Origin of the sequence: Xanthomonas sp. WHRI 7065, assembly GCF_040203115.2 — a bacterium.
Lineage (GTDB): Bacteria > Pseudomonadota > Gammaproteobacteria > Xanthomonadales > Xanthomonadaceae > Xanthomonas > Xanthomonas arboricola.
Genome location: NZ_CP168194.1, coordinates 1,667,680 through 1,691,069 on the forward strand (window position 1 = coordinate 1,667,680; position 23,390 = coordinate 1,691,069).

The 23,390-nt window shown below is 65.2% G+C and carries 21 protein-coding genes and 2 pseudogenes; 10 read left to right on the forward strand and 13 right to left on the reverse strand.

Annotation, left to right across the window (positions count from 1 at the left end; all coding sequences use genetic code 11):
- Positions 1–16: 16 nt before the first annotated feature.
- The 4 genes from ABQY64_RS07190 to ABQY64_RS07205 all read right to left on the reverse strand — a co-directional run bounded on the left by ABQY64_RS07190 (position 17) and on the right by ABQY64_RS07205 (position 2,248).
- Positions 17–466, reverse strand: a complete 450-nt coding sequence (locus ABQY64_RS07190; protein WP_016904108.1) for a DUF2147 domain-containing protein — start codon at positions 464–466, stop codon at positions 17–19.
- Positions 467–554: 88 nt separating this feature from the next.
- Positions 555–1,118, reverse strand: a complete 564-nt coding sequence (locus ABQY64_RS07195; RefSeq protein WP_349779094.1) for a hypothetical protein — start codon at positions 1,116–1,118, stop codon at positions 555–557.
- Positions 1,108–1,653, reverse strand: coding sequence for a hypothetical protein (locus ABQY64_RS07200; RefSeq protein ID WP_349779093.1), 546 nt, complete (start codon positions 1,651–1,653; stop codon positions 1,108–1,110). The genes ABQY64_RS07195 and ABQY64_RS07200 overlap by 11 nt, the downstream gene beginning before the upstream one ends.
- A 205-nt stretch (positions 1,654–1,858) precedes the next feature.
- The gene (locus ABQY64_RS07205; protein ID WP_349779255.1) at positions 1,859–2,248 is read right to left on the reverse strand and encodes a VOC family protein; all 390 of its coding nucleotides are present in this window, start codon (positions 2,246–2,248) and stop codon (positions 1,859–1,861) included.
- 629 nt (positions 2,249–2,877) lie between these two features.
- On the opposite strand from ABQY64_RS07205, the gene ABQY64_RS07210 reads away from it, so the two are divergent.
- The 5 genes and pseudogenes from ABQY64_RS07210 (at position 2,878) to mmuM (ending at position 6,968) form a co-directional block, all read left to right on the forward strand.
- Complete coding sequence (locus tag ABQY64_RS07210) at positions 2,878–3,558, forward strand: hypothetical protein (RefSeq protein ID WP_349779092.1); 681 nt, start codon at positions 2,878–2,880, stop codon at positions 3,556–3,558.
- Positions 3,559–3,614: 56 nt separating this feature from the next.
- Positions 3,615–4,040 (forward strand): hypothetical protein, encoded by a 426-nt coding sequence (locus tag ABQY64_RS07215; protein WP_349779091.1) that lies wholly within the window; start codon positions 3,615–3,617, stop codon positions 4,038–4,040.
- A gap of 44 nt (positions 4,041–4,084) precedes the next feature.
- A pseudogene (uvrD, locus tag ABQY64_RS07220) lies at positions 4,085–4,339 on the forward strand (DNA helicase II); the annotation flags it as partial.
- 272 nt (positions 4,340–4,611) lie between these two features.
- On the forward strand, positions 4,612–6,009 hold the full coding sequence (mmuP, locus tag ABQY64_RS07225; protein ID WP_065049656.1) for an S-methylmethionine permease: 1,398 nt from the start codon (positions 4,612–4,614) through the stop codon (positions 6,007–6,009).
- Complete coding sequence (gene mmuM, locus ABQY64_RS07230) at positions 6,006–6,968, forward strand: homocysteine S-methyltransferase (RefSeq protein WP_349779090.1); 963 nt, start codon at positions 6,006–6,008, stop codon at positions 6,966–6,968. The genes mmuP and mmuM overlap by 4 nt, the downstream gene beginning before the upstream one ends.
- 6 nt (positions 6,969–6,974) lie before the next feature.
- Here mmuM and ABQY64_RS07235 read toward each other — a convergent pair whose 3' ends face one another.
- Complete coding sequence (locus ABQY64_RS07235; protein ID WP_039528291.1) at positions 6,975–8,915, reverse strand: DUF885 family protein; 1,941 nt, start codon at positions 8,913–8,915, stop codon at positions 6,975–6,977.
- A 190-nt stretch (positions 8,916–9,105) separates the two neighbouring features.
- Between ABQY64_RS07235 and ABQY64_RS07240 the strand changes: the two genes are divergently transcribed.
- Positions 9,106–9,939 carry an AraC family transcriptional regulator gene (locus ABQY64_RS07240; RefSeq protein WP_349779089.1) on the forward strand — a complete coding sequence of 278 codons (834 nt, stop codon included), beginning with the start codon at positions 9,106–9,108 and terminating at the stop codon, positions 9,937–9,939.
- On the opposite strand, the gene ABQY64_RS07245 is transcribed toward ABQY64_RS07240, so the two are convergent.
- From ABQY64_RS07245 to ABQY64_RS07255, 3 genes are all read right to left on the reverse strand, one after another.
- Positions 9,903–10,505, reverse strand: coding sequence for a LysE family translocator (locus ABQY64_RS07245; protein WP_349779088.1), 603 nt, complete (start codon positions 10,503–10,505; stop codon positions 9,903–9,905). The genes ABQY64_RS07240 and ABQY64_RS07245 overlap by 37 nt on opposite strands.
- 221 nt (positions 10,506–10,726) lie before the next feature.
- Positions 10,727–11,503 (reverse strand): queuosine precursor transporter, encoded by a 777-nt coding sequence (locus tag ABQY64_RS07250; protein ID WP_016904276.1) that lies wholly within the window; start codon positions 11,501–11,503, stop codon positions 10,727–10,729.
- Positions 11,504–11,507: 4 nt separating this feature from the next.
- Positions 11,508–12,182: a DUF502 domain-containing protein gene (locus ABQY64_RS07255; RefSeq protein WP_039520267.1), complete on the reverse strand. Its 675-nt coding sequence runs from the start codon at positions 12,180–12,182 to the stop codon at positions 11,508–11,510.
- A gap of 153 nt (positions 12,183–12,335) precedes the next feature.
- Between ABQY64_RS07255 and ABQY64_RS07260 the strand changes: the two genes are divergently transcribed.
- Positions 12,336–13,712, forward strand: a complete 1,377-nt coding sequence (locus ABQY64_RS07260) for a hypothetical protein (RefSeq protein ID WP_349779087.1) — start codon at positions 12,336–12,338, stop codon at positions 13,710–13,712.
- 255 nt (positions 13,713–13,967) lie between these two features.
- Here ABQY64_RS07260 and ABQY64_RS07265 read toward each other — a convergent pair whose 3' ends face one another.
- Entirely contained in the window at positions 13,968–15,527 is a 1,560-nt protein-coding gene (locus tag ABQY64_RS07265; RefSeq protein ID WP_349779086.1) for an alginate export family protein, read from the reverse strand.
- Between the two features lie 376 nt (positions 15,528–15,903).
- Here ABQY64_RS07265 and ABQY64_RS07270 point away from each other — a divergent pair, with 376 nt between their 5' ends.
- Both ABQY64_RS07270 and ABQY64_RS07275 read left to right on the forward strand, forming a co-directional pair.
- The gene (locus ABQY64_RS07270; protein ID WP_016904272.1) at positions 15,904–16,266 is read left to right on the forward strand and encodes a PadR family transcriptional regulator; all 363 of its coding nucleotides are present in this window, start codon (positions 15,904–15,906) and stop codon (positions 16,264–16,266) included.
- A pseudogene (locus tag ABQY64_RS07275) lies at positions 16,263–17,173 on the forward strand (sensor domain-containing protein). The gene ABQY64_RS07270 and the pseudogene ABQY64_RS07275 overlap by 4 nt, the downstream one beginning before the upstream one ends.
- Positions 17,174–18,228: 1,055 nt before the next feature.
- On the opposite strand, the gene ABQY64_RS07280 reads toward ABQY64_RS07275, so the two are convergent.
- Entirely contained in the window at positions 18,229–19,536 is a 1,308-nt protein-coding gene (locus tag ABQY64_RS07280; protein WP_016904270.1) for a polyhydroxyalkanoate depolymerase, read from the reverse strand.
- A gap of 487 nt (positions 19,537–20,023) precedes the next feature.
- Entirely contained in the window at positions 20,024–20,626 is a 603-nt protein-coding gene (locus ABQY64_RS07285) for a class I SAM-dependent methyltransferase (RefSeq protein WP_349780601.1), read from the reverse strand.
- A 74-nt stretch (positions 20,627–20,700) separates the two neighbouring features.
- On the opposite strand from ABQY64_RS07285, the gene ABQY64_RS07290 reads away from it, so the two are divergent.
- Positions 20,701–21,147, forward strand: a complete 447-nt coding sequence (locus tag ABQY64_RS07290; RefSeq protein WP_104594836.1) for a CopD family protein — start codon at positions 20,701–20,703, stop codon at positions 21,145–21,147.
- A 286-nt stretch (positions 21,148–21,433) separates the two neighbouring features.
- Here ABQY64_RS07290 and ABQY64_RS07295 read toward each other — a convergent pair whose 3' ends face one another.
- The gene (locus tag ABQY64_RS07295) at positions 21,434–22,189 is read right to left on the reverse strand and encodes a tetratricopeptide repeat protein (RefSeq protein ID WP_349780602.1); all 756 of its coding nucleotides are present in this window, start codon (positions 22,187–22,189) and stop codon (positions 21,434–21,436) included.
- An 85-nt stretch (positions 22,190–22,274) separates the two neighbouring features.
- Complete coding sequence (locus ABQY64_RS07300; RefSeq protein ID WP_016902405.1) at positions 22,275–23,234, reverse strand: acetyl-CoA carboxylase carboxyltransferase subunit alpha; 960 nt, start codon at positions 23,232–23,234, stop codon at positions 22,275–22,277.
- Positions 23,235–23,390 lie beyond the last annotated feature (156 nt).

Here is a 23,390-nt window from a genome sequence, read left to right on the forward strand (position 1 = left end):
AATCCCGATTCCCGGCCTATTCGCGAATCCAGGTCTGGGTACGGCCCAACGCCTCGATGCCGACATAGCCGCGCATCTGCAGCTTCTTGCCGCCATCGGTCAGGGTGACCTTGGCCTTGTAGGTCTTGCCCTTGGCCGGGTCGAGCACCGAGCCGCCGCTCCACACCGCGGTGCCGTCGGGCTTGAGGCCCCACAGGATGGTCATGCCCTTGATCGGCTTGCCCTTGAGCGCGCCATCGCACTTGTCGCAGGTCGGGTTGGGCCCGTGGTTGGACTGCAGGATGTCGACCACCTTGCCGCTCAGCGTGCCGTTGCCGAGCTGTTCGATCTGCACCACCGACTTGGGCTTGCCGGTCTCGTCGTCGATGGTCTTCCAGCGGCCCACCGGCGAATCGGCGGCCTGGGCCAGCAGCGAGGCGGCGGCCAGCGGCAGGGCCAGCATCAGGGTCTTGAAGGTCTTGCGCATGTGTCCCCTCCCAGGGATTGCTATGGCCGCCGTCGGCGGCCTGACCGGAATGTATACCGTGGAGTATGGTGGCGGAAGGGCAGGGCGTTCAGTTTGAGGAAGGACAACGGGATGCTGCTGCCGTCTGCTCCGCCATGAGGCGCGTTCGCCCGTGCTGGGTGACGATGCGAGAAATTTCCACCTCACATTCCGGCCCACGCGACAGAATGGTCGCCACATAGTCCTGACCCGTTTCCGGGACAAAGCTGCGACTCACGGTGCATAGCGGCGTGTTCAACACGCAGCGGTTGTCCGTGCAGCCCCCTGCCGACAGCGACAGGGTGATCGGTTCGCCTGACCTGACATGTGTTTCAGTGACGTATCGTCCTCCGCTGACGGCAACGGGGGGAATGCCGATTTTTTGCCCCGCGCCCGTGCCGAACGGACCTGGCCGCGAGCTTGGTGCAATGCCGGCATCCCGGTTCGTTCCGCCGACGCAGGTGCGGTTTGGATAAAGCATGGGTGCGGGTCGCTCGGTGACCAGGCGAATACGTGCACGCAGCCCATCGCTTGGCTCATCGAACGTCGACAAGGAAAGCGCTGCGCTGCGTGTTGCCCCACAGCCGGCCAGGAGCACCATCATTACTGCCAAAAGGACACGTTCAGTTCTCATGGCACTCTCCTGACATCGGAACAAATTCCAGATCCGCCGGGGCAGCGCCGGTCTTCGCATCGGTGACGATCAGCCGACAACGGTCGTTCTCGTAGAGCTGGCTGGCGATGTAGTGCTCCCCAGTCATCGGCGTGAATGACACAAGATTGGTACAGTTGTTGGTGGTCAGGCTTTGACGGCGTGAGTCGAGCGTTTGCACCATTCGTGCGCGCAAAAAGAGCTGCTTGTCGGGGACAACCGAATACTCCTCCCGAGGCTGATTGTTACTCAATTTGCCAAGGACGCCCTTGACCGGAGCAGTCAGCGCGCCCAGAAATCCGCCACGTCCGCCCTTTGCACAACTGGCATCTTCGAAGACATCGAAGTACTGGACTGGCTCGATAGGGATCGGGCTGGGCTTGGTGGGCTTGGCAAGCGTCAAGGTGGCGAGGGGCTCACCAGGTTTCGGCGCGACATACCGCTTTGGGAAAAGAAAGCCGCAGCCGGCAAGAATGATCGCTACAGCGACAACGATGCGCAGGATGAAGTGATACATGCGTGCAATTCCGGCATGGCGTTTGTTGGCCCGTGCCGCATCCATGCCTGCGACGACGCTGCGGCGACATGACGCCGCTCTGTCGATAGCGGCTGGGCTACTCAGCGCTTGAGTCGCACGATCGACACCGCGCGAGGCGAAGGTTTGCCCTCTCTTGACGGGCAAGACTCTCTACCGCAGCGGCGGTGACAGCCAGGCATACGCGCTAGACAATCTCGTACAGCTCCAGCGGCAGGTCATCCGGGTCGGCGAAGAAGGTGAAGCGGCGGCCGGTGTACTCGTCGATGCGGATGTCTTCGGTGGCCACGCCGTGCGCAGTGAGATGCGCCACGGCCGCGTCCAGATCCTCGACGCGGAAGGCGAGATGGCGCAGGCCGCGTGCTTCCGGGCGGCTGGGGCGCAGCGGTGCGGCGGGAAACGAGAACAGCTCGATCTGGCCACCATCGGGCAGTGCCAGGTCCAGCTTCCAGGAATCGCGCGCCTGCCGGTAATGCTCATCGAGCACCCGCAGGCCCAGGATGTCGCAGTAGAACCGTTTGGACACCGCGTAGTCGCCAGCGATGATCGCCACATGGTGGATGCCGGCGAGCTTCATGCCGCGCTCCAACGCATTGACATCGACCAGCCGGGCAGTGACGGCACGCTCGGCGGCGCCTCGCATGCAGATGGCGGGCGCGTGCCCACGATGCAGGACGCAGCAACGTCATCGCATGCGAGGTGCTGCGGCATTGGCAGGGTTGTGGGCAAGCCCACAGCAAGCAGGCCGTGCGCAGATGTTTGCGGAGCTAGGTGGCGATGATGCGGCATGTCAGAAGACCAGCAGAAACCAATCGGCAGCATAACCGCCCGATAGTTAGCCGCGGGCCCTGGCATACGGCTGTGCTCGTCTGCGCACGCGTTGCAGGATGGCTGATCGACATCGTGCGGCAGCGATGTAATGCGCGTGACGCAGCGCTCCGCGCGTGCACATTGAGGACCACAGCACGGCTGATCCGCCAACGCCCCTGCATGGACATGTAGCGCCGCATGCGCGATTCCTGGCCGGGAATGCGGAAGCGCATCATGGTGCTCTCCGCTGACATCCTCCGCGTGGCAGGCCGATCTCAGGGGTTTGCCGATGGGCTGCACTGTCGACGCAACCGATGCTGGACACCGATGTCGTACCGGTGCGCGTTTGCATGATGCCGCCGGGGCATCGTCCTTCCATGCCAACCGAGTCTGCCCATGTCCATTCTTGCGTTCCAGCCGCAGCATCTCAAATCCATCCCCCAGGGCGTGCATGTGATCCGGCACACGGCCGGCACGCTGCCTGATCGCGACGCGATCGTCGCAGCTTTGCCGCGCACCGAGCAGGGCACGCCGCAGTTGCGTTACGACACGCTGTGGATCGGCGGCGGCCACGGCAATGTCGACAACCAAGGCGCACCGATCCAGTTAAACGACTGCACAGATGTCGAAGAGGTCACGAGTTTCATCGAGGATCTGGTCACCATCGGCATCCGCACGCCGGCGCTGATCGTCGATAGCTGCTTTTCGCTGGCCTGGCTGCCGCAATTTGCTCCCCTGCTCACCGAGGACGGCATGTTTGCCGGCTGGTCGTGCATCTGCGGCGTCAATCGCCTCGAACTGCTGACATCGCACCGGTTGCCGGCGCTGGTGGAGCAGATCGAGATCAATATGCACACGGCAACGTCCAGCCAGGTGGTCTACATCGCACGTGACCGGTTGCTGATCCGCTATGCGCAGTTGACCGAGAGCGTGGGGGTTAAGGCCGGCGATCTCACCGATGCCCAGGCAACCCTCGTCCGCGTTGGCAAGGCGACCTGGCAGGACAGGCCGCTGATCGCCACCGACCAGCGCATCGAGGACCGCGCCGGGTTCATCGAACGCCTGCACCAGCTCTGACCGGCCCGGCGCCGTCGTCCATCCGCGCATCCACCCAACACAAGAGGACTGTCTCCATGACCACCTACACCAACAACGGCACCGGCACGTTCAACAGTGCCAGCAGCACGATCCGCAAACATGTGCTCGACGACTACCTGGCGGCGAAGATCGCCAACCATGTCGGCATCCGCCGCAGCGAGGTCAACGACGCTACCGTGATCCAAGTCCCCGCCAACTACGCCAACAGCGAAGGCGTGATTGCGGACATGGAACTTGTCAAAGGCCTGCGTGTGGACCTGCAGCGCGCCCAGACCCACGACGGTAATACCTACGCGACCTGGCAGGTGCAGTGGGGCACCGGCAGCGGCGGCAGAACCGGCGGTGCCTATGCCGGCGTGTTGATGCGGGTGGCGACCGACTTCACGTTCACCGAGTTTCGCAACGCGATGAGCGAGAGCTTCGGCTATACACCGGGAGCCTATTGCCGGCTCGATCCCTGACCGGCACGGCGAACGTCCTGCCCTCGCGCTTCCTGCGCGAGATCTCGCGCTTCCTGCGCGAGATCTCGCGCGAACTGCTGCACGATTTGCGGCCGAAGGTGCAGGTCTCGCGCAGCGCTTCGCTGGGCGCACCGCGCAGCCTGCGGCACGGCATGATCGAGGCGCCGGCGATCACGCTCGGCGCCAACGCGCAGCATCCCAAGGTCGGCGGCGTGGTCATCGACGACGAAGACAGCGGCGCGCATGCCCGCGTGCAGGTGCAGCTCGACCCGGCACGGTCAAGGGCGCGTCGCACATAGAGGGCAGGCGTGTGCCCGCGATGCAGAGCGCAGCAAGGTCATCGCATGCACCGTGCTGTGGCATTGGCAGGTTTGTGGGCAAACCGGCCGCGCGCAGATGTTTGCGCAGCTGGATGGCGATGATGCGGCATGCCGAGGGCCTGCGGAAACCAATCGGCAGCATCGCCGCCCGTTAGTCAGCGAAAGCTCATGGCTCACTGCTCGCCCGCACACGGCTGTGCCCGTCTGCCTGCGCGTGGCAGGATGCAGCTTCCCCCCGATCAGATGCACCCATGCCCGAATCGTCGCCGACCGCCGCACCGCAATTCCAGCGCAGCATGCAGGTGCGCCATCTGGTGATGTTGTCGCTGGGTGGCGTGATCGGCACCGGCCTGTTCTTCAATACTGGCTACATCATCGCCAGCACCGGCGCGCTCGGCACGGTGATCGCCTATCTGATCGGCGCGCTGGTGGTGTATCTGGTGATGCAGTGCCTGGGCGAGCTGGCGGTGGCGATGCCGCAGACCGGCGCCTTTCATGTGTATGCCGCGCGTTATCTCGGCCCGGCCACCGGGTACGTGGTGGCGTGGTTGTACTGGCTCACCTGGACGGTGGCGCTGGGATCGAGCCTGACTGCGGCGGCGTTCTGCATGCAGTACTGGTTCCCGCACACGCCGGCATGGCCGTGGTGCCTGCTGTTCTGCGCGCTGATCTTCGGCCTGAACACGGTGTCGGCGCGCTGGTTTGCCGAAGGCGAATTCTGGTTCTCGCTGATCAAGGTGATCACGATCGTGCTGTTCATCGTGCTTGGCGGCGCGGCGGTGATCGGCGTGCTGCCGTTGGCCGATGGGTCGCCAGCACCCGGATTGCGCCACCTGCGCGCCGACGGCTGGTTTGCGCAAGGCACGCTGCCGATCCTGATGACGATGGTGGCGGTGAACTTCGCCTTTTCCGGCACCGAGTTGATCGGCGTGGCCGCTGGCGAAACCGCGCAGCCGGCGCGTGCGATTCCGCTGGCAATCCGCACCACGCTGGTGCGGCTGGTGGTGTTGTTCGTCGGCACCGTGCTGGTGCTGGCCGCGTTGCTGCCGGCCGAGCAGGCAGCGGTGGACACCAGCCCGTTCGTGCGCGCGTTCGAGTTGCTGGGCATCCCGTATGCGGCGGATGTGTTGAATGCGGTGATCCTGACGGCGATCCTGTCGGCGGCCAATTCCGGCCTGTACGCGGCCGCGCGCATGCTGTGGTCGCTGGCCAACGAGGGCACGCTGCCGGCGCGGCTCGCAGGCCTGACCCGGCGCGGCATCCCGTTGCCTGCCTTGATACTGAGTATGCTGGGCGGCCTGTTGGCGCTGCTCACCGGCGTCTATGCGGCCGACACCGTGTTCGTGGCGATTTCGGCGGTGTCCGGCTTTGCGGTGGTGGTGGTGTGGCTGAGCATCTGCGCCTCGCACTACCGTTTCCGTCGCCAGTTGCTGCGCGACGGCCTCGCGCCGGAGAGCCTGGCCTATCGCGCGCCGTGGTATCCGTGGACGCCGCTGCTGGGCTTTGCACTCTGTCTGCTGGCCTGCATCGGCCTGGCATTCGATCCGCAGCAGCGCATTGCGCTGTGGTGCGGCATCCCGTTTGTGGCGCTGTGCTATGGCGCCTATGCACTCACCCAATGGCTTGCGAGCAGGAGGCAACCCGCATGATGATTCTTCCGCGCCAGCCGCGTGCCGGTGCGCCTTTCAGCCAGGCGCTGCAGCAGGACGGCTACGTGCTGCTGGATGGCGCGCTCGCCACCGAACTGGAGCAGCGCGGCTGCGATCTCAACGATGCGCTGTGGTCGGCGCGCGTGCTGATGGAGCAGCCGGAGCTGATCTATCAGGTGCATCGCGACTATTTCGCTGCCGGCGCGCAGTGCGCCATCACCGCCAGCTACCAGGCCACGCCGCTGGGCTTTGCCGCGCGCGGGCTGGACCTGGCGCAATCGCAGGCGTTGATCGCACGCAGCGTGGCTCTGGCCGCACAGGCGCGTGCCGATCATCTGCAGGCGCAACCGCAGGACGCGCCGTTATGGGTGGCCGGGTCGGTCGGGCCGTACGGCGCCTACCTGGCCGATGGCTCGGAATACCGCGGCGACTACGCCCTGCCGCTGGCGCAACTGATGGACTTCCATCGCCCGCGCATCGCCGCGTTGGCCGAGGCGGGGGTGGATGTGCTGGCTTGCGAGACGCTGCCGTCGGCCAACGAGATCGTCGCGCTGCGCCTGCTGCTGGAGGAGTTCCCGCAGCTGCATGCGTGGTTCTCGTTCACCTTGCGCGATGCGGCACATTTGAGCGATGGCACCGCGCTGGCGCAGGTCATCCCCGTGCTGGATGCGGGCGCGCAGGTGATCGCGGTGGGCATCAACTGCATTGCGCTGGAGCAGGTCACCGCCGCGTTGCAGGCATTGTCCGCGCTGACGGCGCTGCCGCTGGTGGTGTACCCCAATTCCGGTGAGCACTACGATGCCGACGCAAAACAGTGGCATGCCGGCAGCACGACCGCCTGCACCCTGGCCGACCAGCATGCGCAGTGGATGGCGGCCGGTGCGCGGCTGATCGGCGGGTGCTGCCGCACCACACCGCGCGACATCGCCGCGCTGGCGCGTGCGCGGGTGGCGGGCTGAGCTGCCTCAGCCCTTCTGCGTGGCGATCCAGCGCTGGATCTTGTCCTGCAGGATATCCAGCGGCACCGAGCCGTCCTTGAGCACTTCGGTGTGGAAGGCGCGCACATCGAAGCGCGGGCCCAGTTCGCGTTGCGCCTGCTCGCGCAACTGCGCGATCTTCATCTCGCCGACCTTGTAGGCCAACGCCTGGCCGGGGATGGCCATGTAGCGGTCCACCTCGGCCTCGGCGTCGGTCCGGGTCATGGCCGAGTTGTTGAGCATGTAGTCGATCGCCTGGGTGCGGGTCCAGCCCTTGCTGTGCAGGCCGGTGTCGGTGACCAGGCGAATCGCGCGCCACAACGCATTCTGCAGGTAGCCGTAGTAGTTGTACGGGTCCTGATACAGGCCCAGTTCGCGGCCCAGCGATTCGGCATACAGCCCCCAGCCCTCGATATAGGCGGTCTCGCCGCCCAGGCGGCGGAACTTGGGCAGGTCGGTCAGCTGCTGCTGCAGCCCGAGCTGGAAATGGTGGCCGGGGATGGCCTCGTGCAGATACAGGCTCTCGGTCTCCCAGGTCCGGCGCGTGTCCAGGTCGGAGGTGTTGACATAGAACACGCCCGGTGTGCTGCCGTCGCCGCTGGGACGCATGTACGAGCCGCTGGCAGCCGACTGCGCACGCTGCGGTTCCACCACGCGCACTTCCAGCGCCGGCATGCCCTGCACATTGAACAGGCGCGGCACCGCAGCCTGTACGCGTCCCTGCAGGCCGCGGTAATAGCCCAGCAGTTCGGTCTCGCTGCGGAACGCAAAGCGCCTGTCGGTCTGCATGAACTTGTAGAACTTGGGCAGGTTGCCGCGGAACCTGACCTGCTTGGCCAGCGTGGCGATCTCTGCCTGCAGGCGCGCGACCTCGTCCAGCCCGACCTGATGGATCTGCTCCGGGGTCAGCTCCGAGGTGGTGCTCTGGCGCACGTCGTAGGCGTACCAGGCCGCGCCATTGGGCAGCGCGGTCAGGCCGTCGGTGTCGCGGCAGGCCGGCAGGTACTCGGTGGCGATGAAGCCGCGCAGTGCCCGGTACGCCGGCATGATCCGCACTTCGATCAGCCGCTTGTACTCGGCGGTGATGCGCTGCTTGTCGGCCTCGGGCATGTCTGCCGGCAGGTTGCGCACCGGGCCCCAGAACAGGCTGTCTTCGGCATTGCGCGCGATGATCGCGTCCAGCTGCGGCAGCACCTTCTGCATCAATACCTTCGGCTGCACCACGCCGGCCTGCATGCCGGCGCGCATGTTGGTGATGGCCTGGTCGAACAGGTCCGGGATGCCCACCGCGCGCCGCGACCAGTTGTCGTAGTCCTTGACCGTCTTGAACGGCTGCGCGCCGGTGCCCGAGCCCAGCACCACCGCGATGCTGGCGATGTTGTAGAACTGGTTGATCGGCAGCATCCAGCTGGGGAACTGCTCGGCCGCCAGTGCGCTGCGCGCATCGCGCACGAAGATCTGGTAGCTCAGCAGGTCCTGCCCGCTCAGCCCGTCCGGCCCCAGCGCCTCGGCCTTGCCCAGCCACAGCACGGTGAAGTCATGCGACTGCTGCCGGAACGCCGGCGACAGGAAGTTGGGCAACTGGTCGTTGTAGCGGGTTTCGCCCTGGAAGGTGGCCTGCAGCGGGTTGAGCTTGAGCGAGGCATCCCAGTACTGGTCATAGAGCAAATTGAGCTGCTGCGCCTTGGTCAGCACCACCGGTGCAGCCACGGCACGCGGCCTGGGCTTGGCGGCTTTGCCACCCTTGGCGGCCTTGGTGGTCTTGGCCGCCGGCTTGGCGGTCTTCTTGCCCTTGCTCGCCTTGGCGCGGGTTTGCGTGGTCTGTGCCTTGCCGGTTTTCTTCTTGGCCGCGTCGGCGGGCGCTGCCACTGACAGGCTCAGCACGGCGGCCAGGGCCAGGGACAGCAGGCGGGAAAAGCTGAGGGGCATTACCGGCTCCGGGAACAAGCGAGCGGGGAGCTTGCCCGATCCGCACCGTTCCGGCCACCCATGCGGCACACGGGGCGCGCCTGGAATTCATGAAGCCCGCTGCGCACGCCTGCAGCACGCAGGCATGTTGCAGTGCGATAGGCTTGCGCATATGCCAAGGGATGAATCGACATGCGGGACGCAGCTGCCCGTGCAGGGTGGGCAGGGCTTCTGGCGCGATCCGGCGTTGCCCTTCGTCGAACTGCGCCAGGTGATCAACAGCCGCAGCCTGTGTTATGCCGCGCATACGCATGAGCAATGGTCGGTGGGCGCGATCGATCGCGGGCTGGCGCGCTATCGCAATGGACGCATGCAAGCGCAGGTGGGCGCGCGCGCGCTGACCCTGATCAACCCTGGCGATGTGCATGCCTGCAATCCGGATCAGCAGCAGGACTGGTCGTTCCGCATGCTGTATTTGGACGTGGCGTGGCTGCGCGAACAACAACGCGCACTCGGCCTGGCCGCCAATGCGGATGTGCACATGCTGGCAGCACCGCTGTGCCAGACCCCGGCTGCCTATGCCGCCTTCGAGCGCATGCATGCCGTATTGACCGATGGCAGCGCCGATGCGCTGGCACGCGAGAGTGCGTTGATCGCGTTCGTGGCGCGGCTGCATCTGCACGTGGAGCCGATCAGTCGTGCGCTCGCGGTCGATACCGGGCCGATGCAGCGGGTGGCCGAGTATCTGCAGACCCATCATGCACGTGCGGTCTCGCTGCGCGAGCTGTGCACGCTGGCCGGGATGCCGGCACCGCGCTTGATTCGCGGCTTCCGTCAGGCGCACGGGCTGACCCCGCATGCGTATCTGCTGGATTGCCGTTTCCAGCGTGCGCGCGAGGCCTTGCGGCGCGGCGGTGACATTGCTGAGGTCGCCTACGCGCATGGCTACGCCGACCAGGCGCACCTGCAGCGCAGCTTCAAACGTGCCTGGGCGGTGACGCCAGGGCATTACCGCAATGCCGTGCCCCATTCGGTCAGCAGATAGACCGCGCTCAGCACCAGCAGCGCCGCCAGCACCCGGTTCAACCGCCGCAGCTGCCTTGGCACCTGCACATGCCGCCGCAGCACGGCGCCGGCCAGCAACCAGCACCCCAGCGAGGGATAGCAGATCAGCGCATACAACGCCGCAAAACCCGCCAGTTGCGTGGTGCCTGCCGTCGCATACAGGGCAACGCCGGAGGTCGCCGCCAACCAGGCCTTGGGGTTGAGCCATTGCATCGCCGCACCGGTCCAGAACGAGGCCGCCGGACGCGCCTCGTCGGTCTGGATGACGCCATCGTCGCGCAGCAGGCGCCAGGCCATGTAGAGCAGAAACGCCACCCCGGCCAGATGCAATGCACGGCCGAGCAGCGGCCAGCGCAGCAGCACCTGCTGCAGTCCCATGCCCACCAGCAACAGCAGCGCGACGAAGCCGACGGTGGCGCCGATCACATGGCCGTGCCCGGCACGCGCGCCGGCGCTGGCGCCGGTGCTCAGCGCGACCAGGTTGACCGGCCCAGGCGAAATCGAGCACACCAGCGCGAAGCTGGCCATTGCGACAAGATGGTCCATGGCGCGGAATCCGTAGCGGGGCGCAACAGCATGGCCAGCGAGCGCGGCGACGGATTGAACAAAATTTCGATGGGCGGTCACTGCGGGCGTTGCGTGATCGGCAAACGCAGCCGGCGGTCGTCAGGCAGGCGACATGCAGGACCGATGAGGCCGAGTGCGAGCCAACGCCACGGGTGCGGGTCCTCGCCTGGCAGCGCTGCGGCCGGCAGGTTTTCGCGTTGTCAGCCGGCGGCGGCTTCTTCGCGCAGTTGCTCGGCGCGCTCGGCGCCCAGGTATGCGCCGATGGCGCGGCGCGCCAGATACAGCAGCGGGATCAGTGCGATCGCAAAGCCCATCTTGTAGACGTAGTTGAGCGTGCTCACCGCCAGGAACTGGTCGGTGGACCAATGCTGCGGGCCGAGCACGAAGGCGATGTAGATCACCACGAAGCTGTCCACCAACTGCGACACCGCCGTGGAGCCGGTGGCGCGCAGCCACACGTGCTTTTCGCCGGTGGCGCGACGGATGCGATGGAACACCGACACATCGATCAACTGGCCGAACAGGAAGGCCACCAGCGAGCCGCCGATCGTCCATAGCCCCTGGCCGAATACCGCTGCAAAGGCGGCCTGGTAGTCGGGCACACCCTGGCTCTGCGCCGCCGTGACCCACCAACCCGCCGGCGCCAGTGCGATGGCGGCGAACGCGAACACGAAGCCGTAGCCGATCAGCGCCACCGCCACCCACGAGATGAAACGCACCCCGCGGCTGCCGAAGAACTCGTTGATGGTGTCGGTCATGATGAACACCACCGGCCACAGCAAGGTGCCGGCGGTGAAGCTGAGCGAGCCGGTCTGACCGAACAGGTTCCAGTTCAACGGCGCGATGCCGAGGGTGTCTTCCAGCGCGAAGATCTTGACCCCGATGAACTCGGCCAATGCCGCGTTGACGCAGAAGAACGCGGCCAGCGCAATGAACAGGCGAACCGCACGATCGTCGAGGGTGCGCACCTGTGTCATGGCTTTAGCGATCCGCGGTACGGGTAAAGGGAACCGATTCGGGCGCCACTGCGCCGCCGGAGATGATGAAGCTCATCGCCTGGTCCACGCTCCAGTCGGTGGGCGTGAGCAGCTCCACCGGCACGATCTCCAGATAGCCGGAGGTCGGGTTGGGCGTGGTCGGCACGTACACCGCTGCCAGCTCGCGCCCGGTGCCCTGTTCCTTGATCACCCGCGTGACCAGGCCGACCGACTTCATGTCCCGGTGCGGGAAGTCGATCAGCACCACGCGCTGGGTGCTGCCGGGCTGGGTCTGCAGGATGTCGAGCAGCTTGCGCGCGCTGTCGTACACCACGCTGGCCAGCGGGATGCGCCGCATGATCGCCTCGAACCAGCGCAGCAGGCGCTGGCCGATCACGCGCCGGCTCAGGATGCCGACGAACAGGATCGCGCCCACGGTGGCGATCAGCGCGATGGTGTTCTGTACCCACAGCGCCTTGATCCAGCCCAGATAGTCGGGGAACGAGGCGGCGATGCGTTCGGACAACGGCACCACCCAGGGGCTGCTGATGCCCGACAACAGCGAGAACACGAACTTCACCACCACCCAGGTCAACCAGACCGGCAGCAGGGTGAGCAAACCGGTCAGAAAGACGCGTTGCAGGGAAGGGCGGGTGGGCGGAATGGGGGATTCGGACATACGCGCATTGTAGGCATTCGGCCGCGTCCGGTGCAGGCGCGCGGTGCACCTGTTCGCCCGGGAGACGGCAAGTGCGCATCGGCGTATGCCACTCGCGGCTCTGTACGGGCCGCTCTAAGATGACACAGCTCATCCACGGACGGTTGCCCCCGCATGCTCGCCAAATTCATCAAGTCGGCCCTGCTGGGGCTATGCATCCTGATCGCCCTGCTGGTGGCCCTGTACGCGATCTCCGCGCGCTGGCCGATTCCTGAGGCGCAGCGCCAGGCGTTGGCGCAACTGCGTCAACCGCAGCCGCCGCTGCGTGGGCCCAATATGTTCGCCGCGCTATGGTCGTTGGGGTATGCGGTACCCGATGCGCAGCGGGATGCGCTGGTTGCGCAGGATGTGCAGCGGTTCGCGCGCTTGCCGGCAGGCATGCAGCTGCAGAGTGCGGCCACGCGCTATCCGCGCCACCCGGATTGGCCGGCCACAGCCCCGGCGCCATGCACGCGCCATGCCGGCTGCCTGGACCGCGTACGTCAGCAGCCGCAAGCCTATGCCGATGCGCTGGCTACCCAGATACCGTTGTTGTTCAAACTGCGCGATCTGGCCGGTTACGCCGATTACCGAAGCCCGTTCCCGCCTTCTGCCACTGCGCCGTTGCCGCCACTGCCTCGGTTCAATGTGTCGATGACCAGCAACGCGCTGGACTTTGTGCAAGGGCGCACCACACAGGCGATGGCGGGTGTCTGCACCGATGCGCAGGTTGCACGCGTACTGCTGCGCAGCAGCGACAATCTACTCATGCCGATGCTTGGCGCGGCGATGCTGCGCACCAATGCGCACCTGCTTGCCGACATGCTGTCCGAGCTGCCGGCGCAGCATCCGTTGCCTGCGCACTGCCTGGCCGCATTTGCGCCGCTTGTGGTCGATGAGATCTCGCTGTGCGACGCATTGCACGGCGAATCAAGGATGGCGCTTTCGATATTTCAGGAAGCCAGCCGCAACGGCCAGGCAACCGATCTGTCCTGGGACGATCGATTGTCGCTGCATCTACTCGACCAGGAACGCACCCATGCGCTGATGGCTCCGACCTATACCTGGGCATGCAGCGCGCCGGTACGGGCCGTGCTGGCGCAGGATCAAGCGATGCCGCAGGCACTGATTCCAGTGCCGGACACCGTCTCGATGGGTTGCATTGCCAATGCAGTGGGGTGTCTGTTGGCGGGTCTGGCACGCCCTGACTATGCAAATTACCAGCACAAGCGGCAAGACACTGCCGCTGCACTGCGCGCGTTATCGGCCTTGCTGTGGTTACGCGATCACCCTGGTGATGCGCAGACACTCGAGCAGCGCCTTGCCGGCTTGCCGCCATCGCTGCGCGGGCAAGCGCGACCACTGCAGCCCGCTGCGGACGGCCTGAGCATGCAACTGCGTCAATACGCCAGGCCTGAAGACGGTGTTGTGGAAGATCTGTGGCCGCTCGCAGGCATCCAGATGGCGCATCAGCCCGGGGCGGCAGTGGCCCCGAAGAACCAGGCGCCCTAACCATTGAAGGCCAGCGGACGGGTGGGGCGGGTGCATGCGATCCACCTCAGCCACCGCGTTGGGCTGCCGCTACATCTGCTGGCGGAGCATCGTCTTGCGTGCTGCGTAGGAAGGCTAATACGCCAAGTTGGCAGTGCCGCCATCTGTGATAGCGAAAGCGTGCAGCGTTGCTATCAACATCAGCTTTCTTCCGCCTGCTCGCATGGACGCGCAAGAGCGCGCTGCGCAACGCAACGCGCCGCTCGTAGCGCGGGCTTAGAACCGGAAATTCAACCAGCCCATCACGAAGGTCGAATCGCCGTAACCGGCCTTTTCGAGCGCAGGCCCGGCCATCAGGTGTTCGGCGCGGAAGGTCACCGACCAGTTCGGGTCGATGTTCCAGGTGGCGTTGATGCGCGGCATGGTGCCGATGCGGCGCTCGCCGGTGCTCTGCGTGCGGGCGTAGGCGCGTGCCTGGTTGTTGTAGATCGCATCGCTGGTGGTCTGCCGCCACAGCGTCTCCCATTCCAGGTTCACGGTGATCTTGGAAGTGGGCGAGAAGGTGAACGTGGGCGCGGCGGTGACCAGGTTGACCGGGCCGAAGAACGTGGCCCAGCTGAAGTAGATCGTATTGCCATAGAGGAAGTTGTTGTTGCGCAGCGTGCCGGTGCCGGAGGAGCCACCGCCGCCGGAAGCGATTTCGCTATGGAAGCCCAGTCGCGGTTTCCAGCCCGATTCGCTCAGCGACCAGGCGTTGGAGGTGCTGGCCATGTAGGCACGCAGATCGCGCCCGCCGTAGCTGCCGCGCTGCACGGTCACGAACGAGTCGGTGCGCAGCTTGCCCACATTGCCCCACAGGCGCAGGCCGTAATAATTGCGGTTTTCTTCGGCGGTCTGCCGGCCCCAGACCTGATTGTCGTTGCGGAACTGGTAGAAGAACGGCTCCAGATACATCGGCTTGGCGGTCGGCATGCGATAGCCGCCGACCACGCCGCGGAAGTGCCGCGAGCGGTCGATGCGATCGTCGCCCAAGCCTTCGGTGCCATCGAGGTTGAAGTTGAAATCGAACAGGTCCACACGGGTCTTTTCGCCGATCGCCCAGGCGCGCACGCCGTTGAAGGTCACGAAGATATCGGTGTTGTCGCGCAATGCCATCAGCGTGACGGGGCCATCGACAAACACCTGACGGCCGACACGCAGGCCGAGGTCGGCATCGGCGACACGGCCCTTCACATCGAAGAACACCTGCTGCAGGATCGCGTTGTTTTCCTGCGTGCCGGTCTTGGCACCTTCGTTGCGTCCATCCAGGCTGCCGTGCGCCAGTTCCGTATACAGGCGGAAGTGCTTGCCGACATGAAAGTCGGCGCCGAAGAACGCGCGCAACAGGTACTGCTGCTGCGAATGGCTGCCGGGAATCAAACCGGGATTGGTGATGGTGTTGCTGCGCACGCGCAATTCGTTGCTGAGCGAGACATACACGTCGCCCGATTCATTGAGCGGAATGTATTTGAGCGGATCGAACGGACTCTTGCGCTTGGACGGATCCTTCAGATACGACCAGTCTTCGGCCCAACGCACCTGCCACATGTTGCCGCCCTGCTTGGCGCCCCAGCCCTGCGCTTCCAGCGGATAACCCTTCGCAGCAGCGGGCGCTGCCGGAGCGGCAGGTGCAGCCTTCACCGGTTCCGGTTGGGCCTGCTCGGCATTGACCGGCGCGGTCTGCGCCTGCGCAAACCCCAATCCCGGCAGTGACAACCCGATCGCCAGGCACAGGCGCCGGGTGGCACCAAAGGAAGTTTCAGCCATGGCTGGCTGTGCCAAGCGTGCTAGTCGCATCGTGTCGCCCTATCGAAAAAAGTGAGTCGTCTGAGCGAGTGGTATCGGCTCAGTGGGCAATGACTGTAGTGGAGCGCTGCCGCAAAGGGAGTAACCCAATGGTTCTAAGCACATGAGCGCGTTGATGAAGCCGGGAATGGGGAATCGGGAATGGGGAGTCGGTAGAGCACGCTTCGTCGGCAGCGCACGACTCTCAAAAAAAAATGATTCGGTACACCGGCAAAGCCATCGGAGACCACATAAGCGACTCGGGCGACGGGACGTGCTTTTCCGATTCCCGATTCCCCACTCCCGATTCTCAATTCTCATGACTACCGGCACATCCACTATACCCAACTTCGCAATAGCATTGCCTTCGACCTAGCGGAGATGGCCGATGAGCGAACCCGATGCCTACCTGCGGAAATTTCAGAAAGAGCTGAGTGCGGGCACGGTATCGCTTGCGTTATTAGCGGTGCTGGCGCAGGCCGAGGAGCCGCTGTACGGCTATCTGATCGCCAAGCGCATGGAGCGGCTGGACGGCGTGCTGAGCGGCAAGCAGAGCGCGCTGTATCCGGTGCTGCGCAATCTGGAGGGGGCAGGGTTGCTGCAAAGCCATGTCGAGCCGTCGGCATCCGGTCCGCCGCGGCGCTATTACCGCATCACCCAAACCGGGCGTGATTGCCTGCGCGACTGGACCGCCGCCTGGCGCGCCACCCGCGATTCCGTTGACTCAGTGCTGGAGGGGACCCACTCATGACGACCATTGCGCAGGCACGCCCGTTGCCGACCACCATTCCCGATTACCTGGCACAACTGCGCCAGGCCCTGGCCGGCGCGGACCCGGCGATGATCCAGGACGCGCTCTACGACGCCGAAGAGTATCTGCGCGCCGAACTGGCCGAGCAGGCAGGCAAAAGCGAAGCGGAAGTAATCGCCGGCGTGGCAGGCAGCATGGCGCGCCGGATGAAGTGGCCGAGATCTATCGCGAAACCGAAGTGACGGTGACACGTGCACTGCGTCCGCCGCTGCCGCGTAGACGCAGCACGTGGTTCGGCAGGTTCTTCGGCGTGGCTGCCGATCCACGCAGCTACGGCGCGCTGTTCTACATGCTGCTGTCGTTGGTCACCGGCGTGTTCTATTTCACCTGGGTGATCACCGGTGCGAGCCTGTCGGCCGGCTTGATGATCCTGATCATCGGCGTTCCGTTGCTGGTGCTGTTCTTCGGATCGGTGCGGGTGCTATCACTGGTGGAAGGCCGCGTGGTGGAGACGCTGCTGGGCGTGCGCATGCCGCGTCGTCCTGCCCATCCGGGGCCGCAAGGTGGCTGGCTGCAACGCATCGGCGCGATGTTCACCGATGCGCGCACCTGGAGCACGATGCTGTACTTCCTGCTGATGCTGCCGCTGGGCATTGTCTACTTCAGCGTGTTCACCACCTTGTTGTCGTTGGCGCTGGGCCTGGCCGCATCTCCGCTGGTGCTGCTGTTCGACAACACGGCGGTGCTGACCTGGGATGGCGTGGATGTCACCAGCGCTTGGCTGACGCTGCCGTTGTTCGTCGTGGGCGTGCTGCTGCTGTTCGTCACGCTGCACCTGGCACGCGCCTTCGGCAAGCTGCACGGCATGTTCGCCAAGCACTTACTGGTCAAGAGCGGTGAAGGCTGAGTGCACCGTGTGGTTGCGGGTTGCGGGTTGCGGGTTGTGCGGCACGCGGCTGCGATCGTCTTGCTGCCGCGTGGTCTGCAGTGCAAGCCCTGACAGACGCGACGATATGAAGTCTGTTTGTCGTGTGGGTGATTGGGCAGCGCGAATGGAGCAGTTGCAGGGCGGCCGCTCTGTCGCTTGGCAGCAGGGCCCTTGCCCGCCCACCGTCGCGGGACACGCCGCAAGTACGTCCTTGTAGGCTCTTACGCGGCATCCATGCCGCGTAAGGTCCCGCGACGGTGAGCGGGCAAGGACCAATCGAGATGGTCGGTTTGCATGGTTTTAAACAAAGCAACCGACCAACGCTCTAGTGCGGTGTCCTCGCCGGTTGCGGGACCCTCAGCGGCATGGATGCCGCTGAGGAGCCTCCAGGGACGGATTCACGGCGTGTCCCGCGAGCGGCGAGGGCATCGCGCGCTCGACGACCCGAGCGTTTGACTGCACTCAACCGACGTTGCTGCGCGAAGGCCTAGTGTTAGCTGCGTAGCGTTTGATCTGCAGCTTGGCAGCAGGGCCCTTGCCCGCCCACCCTCGCAGGACACGCCGCAAGTACGTCCGTGTAGGCTCTTACGCGGCATCCATGCCGCGTAAGGTCCCGCGACGGTGGGCGGGCAAGGACCAATCGAGATGGTCGGTGTGCATGGTTACAAGCAGGGGATGACGCGGCGTCTGGATTACGGCGCATCCGATCAGTTGCCAACGTCAGGTTTGGCTGAAGGGCCCTTGCCCGCCCACCATCGCAGGACACGCCGCAAGTACGTCCGTGTAGGCTCTTACGCGGCATCCATGCCGCGTAAGGTCCCGCGACGGTGGGCGGGCAAGGACCATCGAAGATGGTCGGTGTGCGTGGTTGCAAGCAGTTTCAACAAAGCGACCGGCAAGCTGTCTGGTGCGGGTGCCGCACACGTTGCCACGCAGTGCGCTGTGTCTACTGGAACCAAAAATCTACGCATAAAAAAACGCCCCTTGATCGGTCTCGATCAAGGGGCGTTTTTGTCGGCCGATTTGTCGGCCGATCAGGCGCGTTTGCCGCGCTTGCGTATCGGGGTGACGGTGGCGGGGTCGCGGCTGCCGACCGGGTCGGCATCGTAGCGAGCGATGAATTCGCGCACCTGCGGGTACACCACTTCGCGCCAGCGACGGCCGCTGAAGATGCCGTAATGGCCGGCACCTTCCACTACCAGATGACGACGATGCGCCGCGTCGATCCCGGTGCACAGATCGTGCACCGCTTCGGTCTGGCCAAGGCCGGCGATATCGTCCAGCTCGCCTTCGATGCTGAGCAGTGCGGTATTGCGGATCGCCGACGGCTTGACCAGCTGGCCATCCACTTTCCACTTGCCCTGCGGCAGCAGGAAGTCCTGGAACACCACGCGAATGGTGTCCAGGTAATACTCGGCCGGCATGTCGAGCACGGCGTTGTATTCGTCGTAGAACTGCCGGTGCGCCTGCGCGTCCTGCAGGTCGCCCTTGACCAGGTCGGTGTAGAAATCCCAATGCGACATCACGTGCCGGTTGGGGTTCATCGACAGGAAGCCGGCATGCTGCAGGAAGCCCGGATACACCTGCCGGCCGTGACCCGGATACGGGAACGGCACGGTGTGGATCAGGTTGTTCTGGAACCACTCGATGCCATTTTCGGTGGCCAGGTTGTTGACCTGGGTCGGGCTGCGGCGCGCATCGATCGGCCCGCCCATCATCACCAGCGAGCGCGGCGTGGGTTCGTCGTTGGTGGCCATCAGCGACACCGCCGCAAGCACCGGCACGGTGGGCTGACACACGCTCACCACATGCAGGCGCTCGGCGCCGATGTGACGGATGAACTCCTGGATGTAGCTGATGTAGTCCTCGAGCCGGAAGGCGCCGGCTTCCAGCGGCACCATGCGCGCGTCGACCCAGTCGGTGACATAGACCTTGTGGTTGCGCAGCAGGGTGCGCACGGTGTCGCGCAGCAGGGTGGCGTGGTGGCCGGACAACGGCGCCACCACCAGCACGGCCGGCTGCTGCTTCATCGTGCCGATCAGCTCGACATGGTCGCTGAAACGCTTGAAGCGCAGCAGACGGCAGAACGGCTTGCTCAGCACCTCGCGCTCGATGATCGGCAGCGAGTGGCCGTCGACCTCGACATCGTCGAGTGCCCAGGCCGGCTTTTCGTATTCCTTGCCCAGGCGATGGAACAGCTCATTGCCGGCCGCCATGCGTTCCGCGCCCGGGAGCGAGGCCCACAGACTGTCGGGGTCGGAGAACATCTTGGCGTTCGCCTGGGCCTGGTGCACCCAAGGGGCTAGCAGATTGCGGGTCAGCTCGTGCAGTTGATAAAGCATTCCACCCATCCGTGCGGCTCTTTGCTGCCGCGCAGCATACCCCCTTTGGCGCATTTGCACCTTAATGGGGCTGCGGACGGTAGAGGCTGTCATACGACTTATGGCAGGCGTCAGCGCGTTGATTGGCCGCGATTTGGTTCGCCGCGATTGGTGATTCTTTGGATGGCTATGCAAGTCGAAAGCGCGCGTTCGTCGCAGAACCCTACGACTGCTGGACGAGTCCTCTTTCCTGAAGGGCAGGGATGGATGAGGTGCGGGGCGAAGCCCAGTGCACTCAATCTCCACTAGCACTCAATCTCCACCAGGTTTCGCACGTACCCTCATCCGCCCCTGCGGGGCACCTTCTCCCGGCGGGAGAAGGGAGTGACGCTCCTCTGTCTGCGGGGAGATGAGTGGAATAAAGCCCCTCTCCTGCGGGAGAGGGGTTGGGGTGAGGGTGCGCGGCGAAGCCACTCGCCATGCGTGCCTCAACCGGCCAGCGTTCTGCTCAGCCACGCTCCAGCGCAGATGCCTCATCGGCCAACTGCGGCGACAACCAGCAGTGCGAGCCGAGTGCAGCAAACCCCACGCTGGCGAAGCGGCGCCGATACCAGCGCGCCGGCCGCGCCTGAAAGCCATCGTGGTCGCCTTCGAAGGCATCCTCTTCGGCGAAGATCTCCAGAAATGCCACGCCCGCGCACATCTCGGCCAACCCCGGCAGGCCCTGGTTGAACTCGCGCGTGGGCACGTAATGCAGCACGTCCGAGCAAATCAGCAGATCCACCGGCGCGCACGGGCGCAGCCAGGCGAAATCGCCGAAGCGGGCAGGGTGGATCTGCCGGCTGCGTCCGTAACGTTGTACCGCGTAGGCGCTGCTGTCGAAGCCCAGATAGCTCAGCTTGGGACGCAGCGCCAACAATGGCGCGCGCCAGGCCGCCTCGCCGCAGCCGATATCCAGCACGCTGCGGATCGGGCGCTCAAGGTAGTACTCGGCCTGGCTCACCGCCAGTGCGACCTTGCGTCGCAGGCGCGCAGGGTCGGCCAGCCCGGCATCCCGGTACCAGCGGCGGAAATAGTGGGCGTCGTACTGCTTGTCGTCGGGTTCGGACATGGACGTCAGGTGCTTTCGCGTGAGCGGATAGGTGAAAATGCGGGCCATCCTACGCCAGCCAGCGAAGCCAGCACATGACCCTGTACCTGTGGATCAAGACCTTCCATCTGTTGTTCGTCACTGCGTGGATGGCCGCGGTGTTCTACCTGCCACGCATCCTGGTCAATATCGCCGAAGCCGGTGCCGAGCCTGCGGTGCGCACGCGCCTGGTGCTGATGGGGCGCCGCCTCTACAAATTCGGCCACAGCATGCTGGGGCTGGCGCTGCTGCTGGGCGCGGTGCTGTGGCAGGGCTATCGGGTGATTCCGGATTTCCCGACGATGGTGACCGGTGGCTGGCTGCACGCAAAACTGTTTGCGGTGGCCTTGATCCTGGCGCATTACATCGTGGCCGGGCGCTGGTTGAAGGGCGTGGATCAGGGCCGCAGCCTGCCCAGCGGCCGCGCATTGCGGCTGTTCAATGAAGTGCCGGTGGTGTTGCTGGTCGGGGTGATCTGGCTGGTGCTGGCCAAGCCGTTCTGACACAACGCCCGGGCGGTGCATGCGCTCGCCGGATGCGCCGGTCGTCGCTGGCGTGTTCGCGCAGCACTGCGGTGATGTGGCGCGGATAGTCGAGGGATTCCGCCAAGGCACCATTGCGAAACGGCTGCACCGACAATTGCAGCAGGTGATCGATCCGGACCTTCAGGCTTGCCGCTATCCCATCCTTCTGGGCATGGCAGCGCCCTCGGTTGCGTACCAGGTCTTCTGGGAACACGATGCGCGCGCCATCCGTGTTTCGCGGCTCGAGTATCGCGTCAGGCGGCGATCACGCCTGGGCGCCGAGCTCGCTCAGTCCCTTGCGCGCCAGGTCGATCCAGGCGCGTTGCTCGCGCTGGTAATGCTTGGGCGAGGCGGCTGCGTGGCGCAGCACCTGCTCGAAGACGGCCCTGGCGTCTTGCGGGCGCGCGGCGCGCAACAACAGTTGCGCATAACGCACGCGTGCTTCTTCGCCCGGATAGCCTTGAGCAAGCGTTTCGTACTCGTGCAGCGCCTCGTCGATGCTGCCGCTGTCTTCGACTGCGCGCGCGTACAGCAGGTGCCCGTCGTGCGAACGGAAGTTCGGATTGGCCGCGATCAACGCGTCCAGCGTCTTGCGCGTGTCTGCGGCCTGGCCCAGCCCGTACTGGGCCCTGGCCAGGCCCAGCATCAGGTCCGGATCGTCCTGGTAGATGCCGCGCAGCGCGCCCTGATACAGCTCGGCGGCACGCGCGTAGTCGCCCTGTTCCAGCAGCGTCTGCGCGAGGCGGCGGCGATTCTCGGGGGTGTCGGCCACATCCAGCTGGCGCGATGCGTCGCGTTGTTCGCGTTGCGGGTCGATGCGCTGACGCACCTTGCGCAGACCACGGCGCGCCGTCGGGTCGTTGCGCAGGTCCGGGATCACCGCCACGCACACGTAGACCAGGACCGCCAGCAACGAAAACGCCAGCAGGATGAAGATCCAGTACAGCGGGCGGCCGCTGCGCACCACGTGCACGCAGCAGGCAGCCTGCAATACCAGCGACAGCAGAAGTAGCGGGCTCATATCCGAACAGGTCCTTCCATGGTGGCCAATCGTCTTGCCGGCTGGCGATGCTGCGCGCAGCACCATCGCCCCGGCAGACCGCCGATCAGTTGCCTTCGTAGGCGCCGTAGCTGCGCAGGCGCTCGTAACGACGCTGCAGCAGGCCCTCGACTGGCAGCTTTTCCAGCGCTTCCAGCTCGTTGAGCAGCACCGCCTTGAGGCGCTTGCCCATCTGCTCGGGATTGCGATGCGCGCCGCCGGTAGGTTCGCGGATCACCTTGTCGACCAGGCCCAGGCCTTTCAGGCGCTTGGCGGTCAAGCCGAGCTGTTCGGCTGCGTCCTTGGCCTTGGCCGCGTCCTTCCACAGGATCGAGGCGCAGCCTTCGGGCGAAATCACCGAATAGGTGCCGTATTCCAGCATCAAGGTGCGGTCGCCCACGCCGATCGCCAGCGCGCCGCCGGAGCCGCCTTCGCCGATCACGGTGCAGATCACCGGAATCTTCAGCTCGGCCATCTCCAGCAGGTTGCGCGCGATCGCTTCGGACTGGCCGCGCTCTTCGGCGCCGATGCCCGGGTAGGCGCCCGGGGTGTCGATAAAGGTCAGCAACGGCAGGCGGAAGCGCTCGGCCAGCTTCATCAGCCGCAGCGCCTTGCGGTAGCCCTCCGGGCGCGGCATGCCGAAATTGCGGGCGACCTTGCTCTTGGTGTCGCGGCCCTTCTGGTGGCCAATGATCACCACCGCGCGGCCATCGATACGGCCCAGGCCACCGACGATCGCCTTGTCGTCGGCATAGGCACGGTCGCCGGCCAGTTCCTGGAATTCGTCGCAGATGGTGTTGATGTAGTCCAGCGTGTACGGGCGCTGCGGGTGGCGCGCCAGCTGCGAGACCTGCCAGGCCGACAGGTCGCGGAAGATCTGTGCGGTACGCACGCGCAGCTTGTCGCGCAGCGCACGCACCTCGGTGTCCACGTTGACTGCAGGACCGGTGCTGGCCTTGCGCAGTTCCTGGATCTTTGCTTCCAGATCGGCGATGGGTTGCTCGAAGTCGAGGTAGTTAGGATTCATGCAGTGGTGTCGTCAACGTAAGGCGGGGAGTGTAGCTGAAGCGCTGCCTTCGGCCCGTACGGGGCCGTTCGGTGGCGGGGGATTCGGGAGTCGGGATTCGGGATTGGCAAAAGCGGCGCTGCTGCGTTCGGGTTGCTGTTGCCAATCCCGAATCCC

Coding starts and splice junctions, on each gene's coding strand:
- ABQY64_RS07190 (WP_016904108.1), bottom strand. CDS start 466: ATGCGCAAGACCTTCAAGACCCTGATGCTGGCCCTGCCGCTGGCCGCC.
- ABQY64_RS07195 (WP_349779094.1), bottom strand. CDS start 1,118: ATGAGAACTGAACGTGTCCTTTTGGCAGTAATGATGGTGCTCCTGGCC.
- ABQY64_RS07200 (WP_349779093.1), bottom strand. CDS start 1,653: ATGTATCACTTCATCCTGCGCATCGTTGTCGCTGTAGCGATCATTCTT.
- ABQY64_RS07205 (WP_349779255.1), bottom strand. CDS start 2,248: ATGAAGCTCGCCGGCATCCACCATGTGGCGATCATCGCTGGCGACTAC.
- ABQY64_RS07210 (WP_349779092.1), top strand. CDS start 2,878: ATGTCCATTCTTGCGTTCCAGCCGCAGCATCTCAAATCCATCCCCCAG.
- ABQY64_RS07215 (WP_349779091.1), top strand. CDS start 3,615: ATGACCACCTACACCAACAACGGCACCGGCACGTTCAACAGTGCCAGC.
- mmuP (WP_065049656.1), top strand. CDS start 4,612: ATGCCCGAATCGTCGCCGACCGCCGCACCGCAATTCCAGCGCAGCATG.
- mmuM (WP_349779090.1), top strand. CDS start 6,006: ATGATGATTCTTCCGCGCCAGCCGCGTGCCGGTGCGCCTTTCAGCCAG.
- ABQY64_RS07235 (WP_039528291.1), bottom strand. CDS start 8,915: ATGCCCCTCAGCTTTTCCCGCCTGCTGTCCCTGGCCCTGGCCGCCGTG.
- ABQY64_RS07245 (WP_349779088.1), bottom strand. CDS start 10,505: ATGGACCATCTTGTCGCAATGGCCAGCTTCGCGCTGGTGTGCTCGATT.
- ABQY64_RS07250 (WP_016904276.1), bottom strand. CDS start 11,503: ATGACACAGGTGCGCACCCTCGACGATCGTGCGGTTCGCCTGTTCATT.
- ABQY64_RS07255 (WP_039520267.1), bottom strand. CDS start 12,182: ATGTCCGAATCCCCCATTCCGCCCACCCGCCCTTCCCTGCAACGCGTC.
- ABQY64_RS07260 (WP_349779087.1), top strand. CDS start 12,336: ATGCTCGCCAAATTCATCAAGTCGGCCCTGCTGGGGCTATGCATCCTG.
- ABQY64_RS07265 (WP_349779086.1), bottom strand. CDS start 15,527: ATGCGACTAGCACGCTTGGCACAGCCAGCCATGGCTGAAACTTCCTTT.
- ABQY64_RS07270 (WP_016904272.1), top strand. CDS start 15,904: ATGAGCGAACCCGATGCCTACCTGCGGAAATTTCAGAAAGAGCTGAGT.
- ABQY64_RS07280 (WP_016904270.1), bottom strand. CDS start 19,536: ATGCTTTATCAACTGCACGAGCTGACCCGCAATCTGCTAGCCCCTTGG.
- ABQY64_RS07285 (WP_349780601.1), bottom strand. CDS start 20,626: ATGTCCGAACCCGACGACAAGCAGTACGACGCCCACTATTTCCGCCGC.
- ABQY64_RS07290 (WP_104594836.1), top strand. CDS start 20,701: ATGACCCTGTACCTGTGGATCAAGACCTTCCATCTGTTGTTCGTCACT.
- ABQY64_RS07295 (WP_349780602.1), bottom strand. CDS start 22,189: ATGAGCCCGCTACTTCTGCTGTCGCTGGTATTGCAGGCTGCCTGCTGC.
- ABQY64_RS07300 (WP_016902405.1), bottom strand. CDS start 23,234: ATGAATCCTAACTACCTCGACTTCGAGCAACCCATCGCCGATCTGGAA.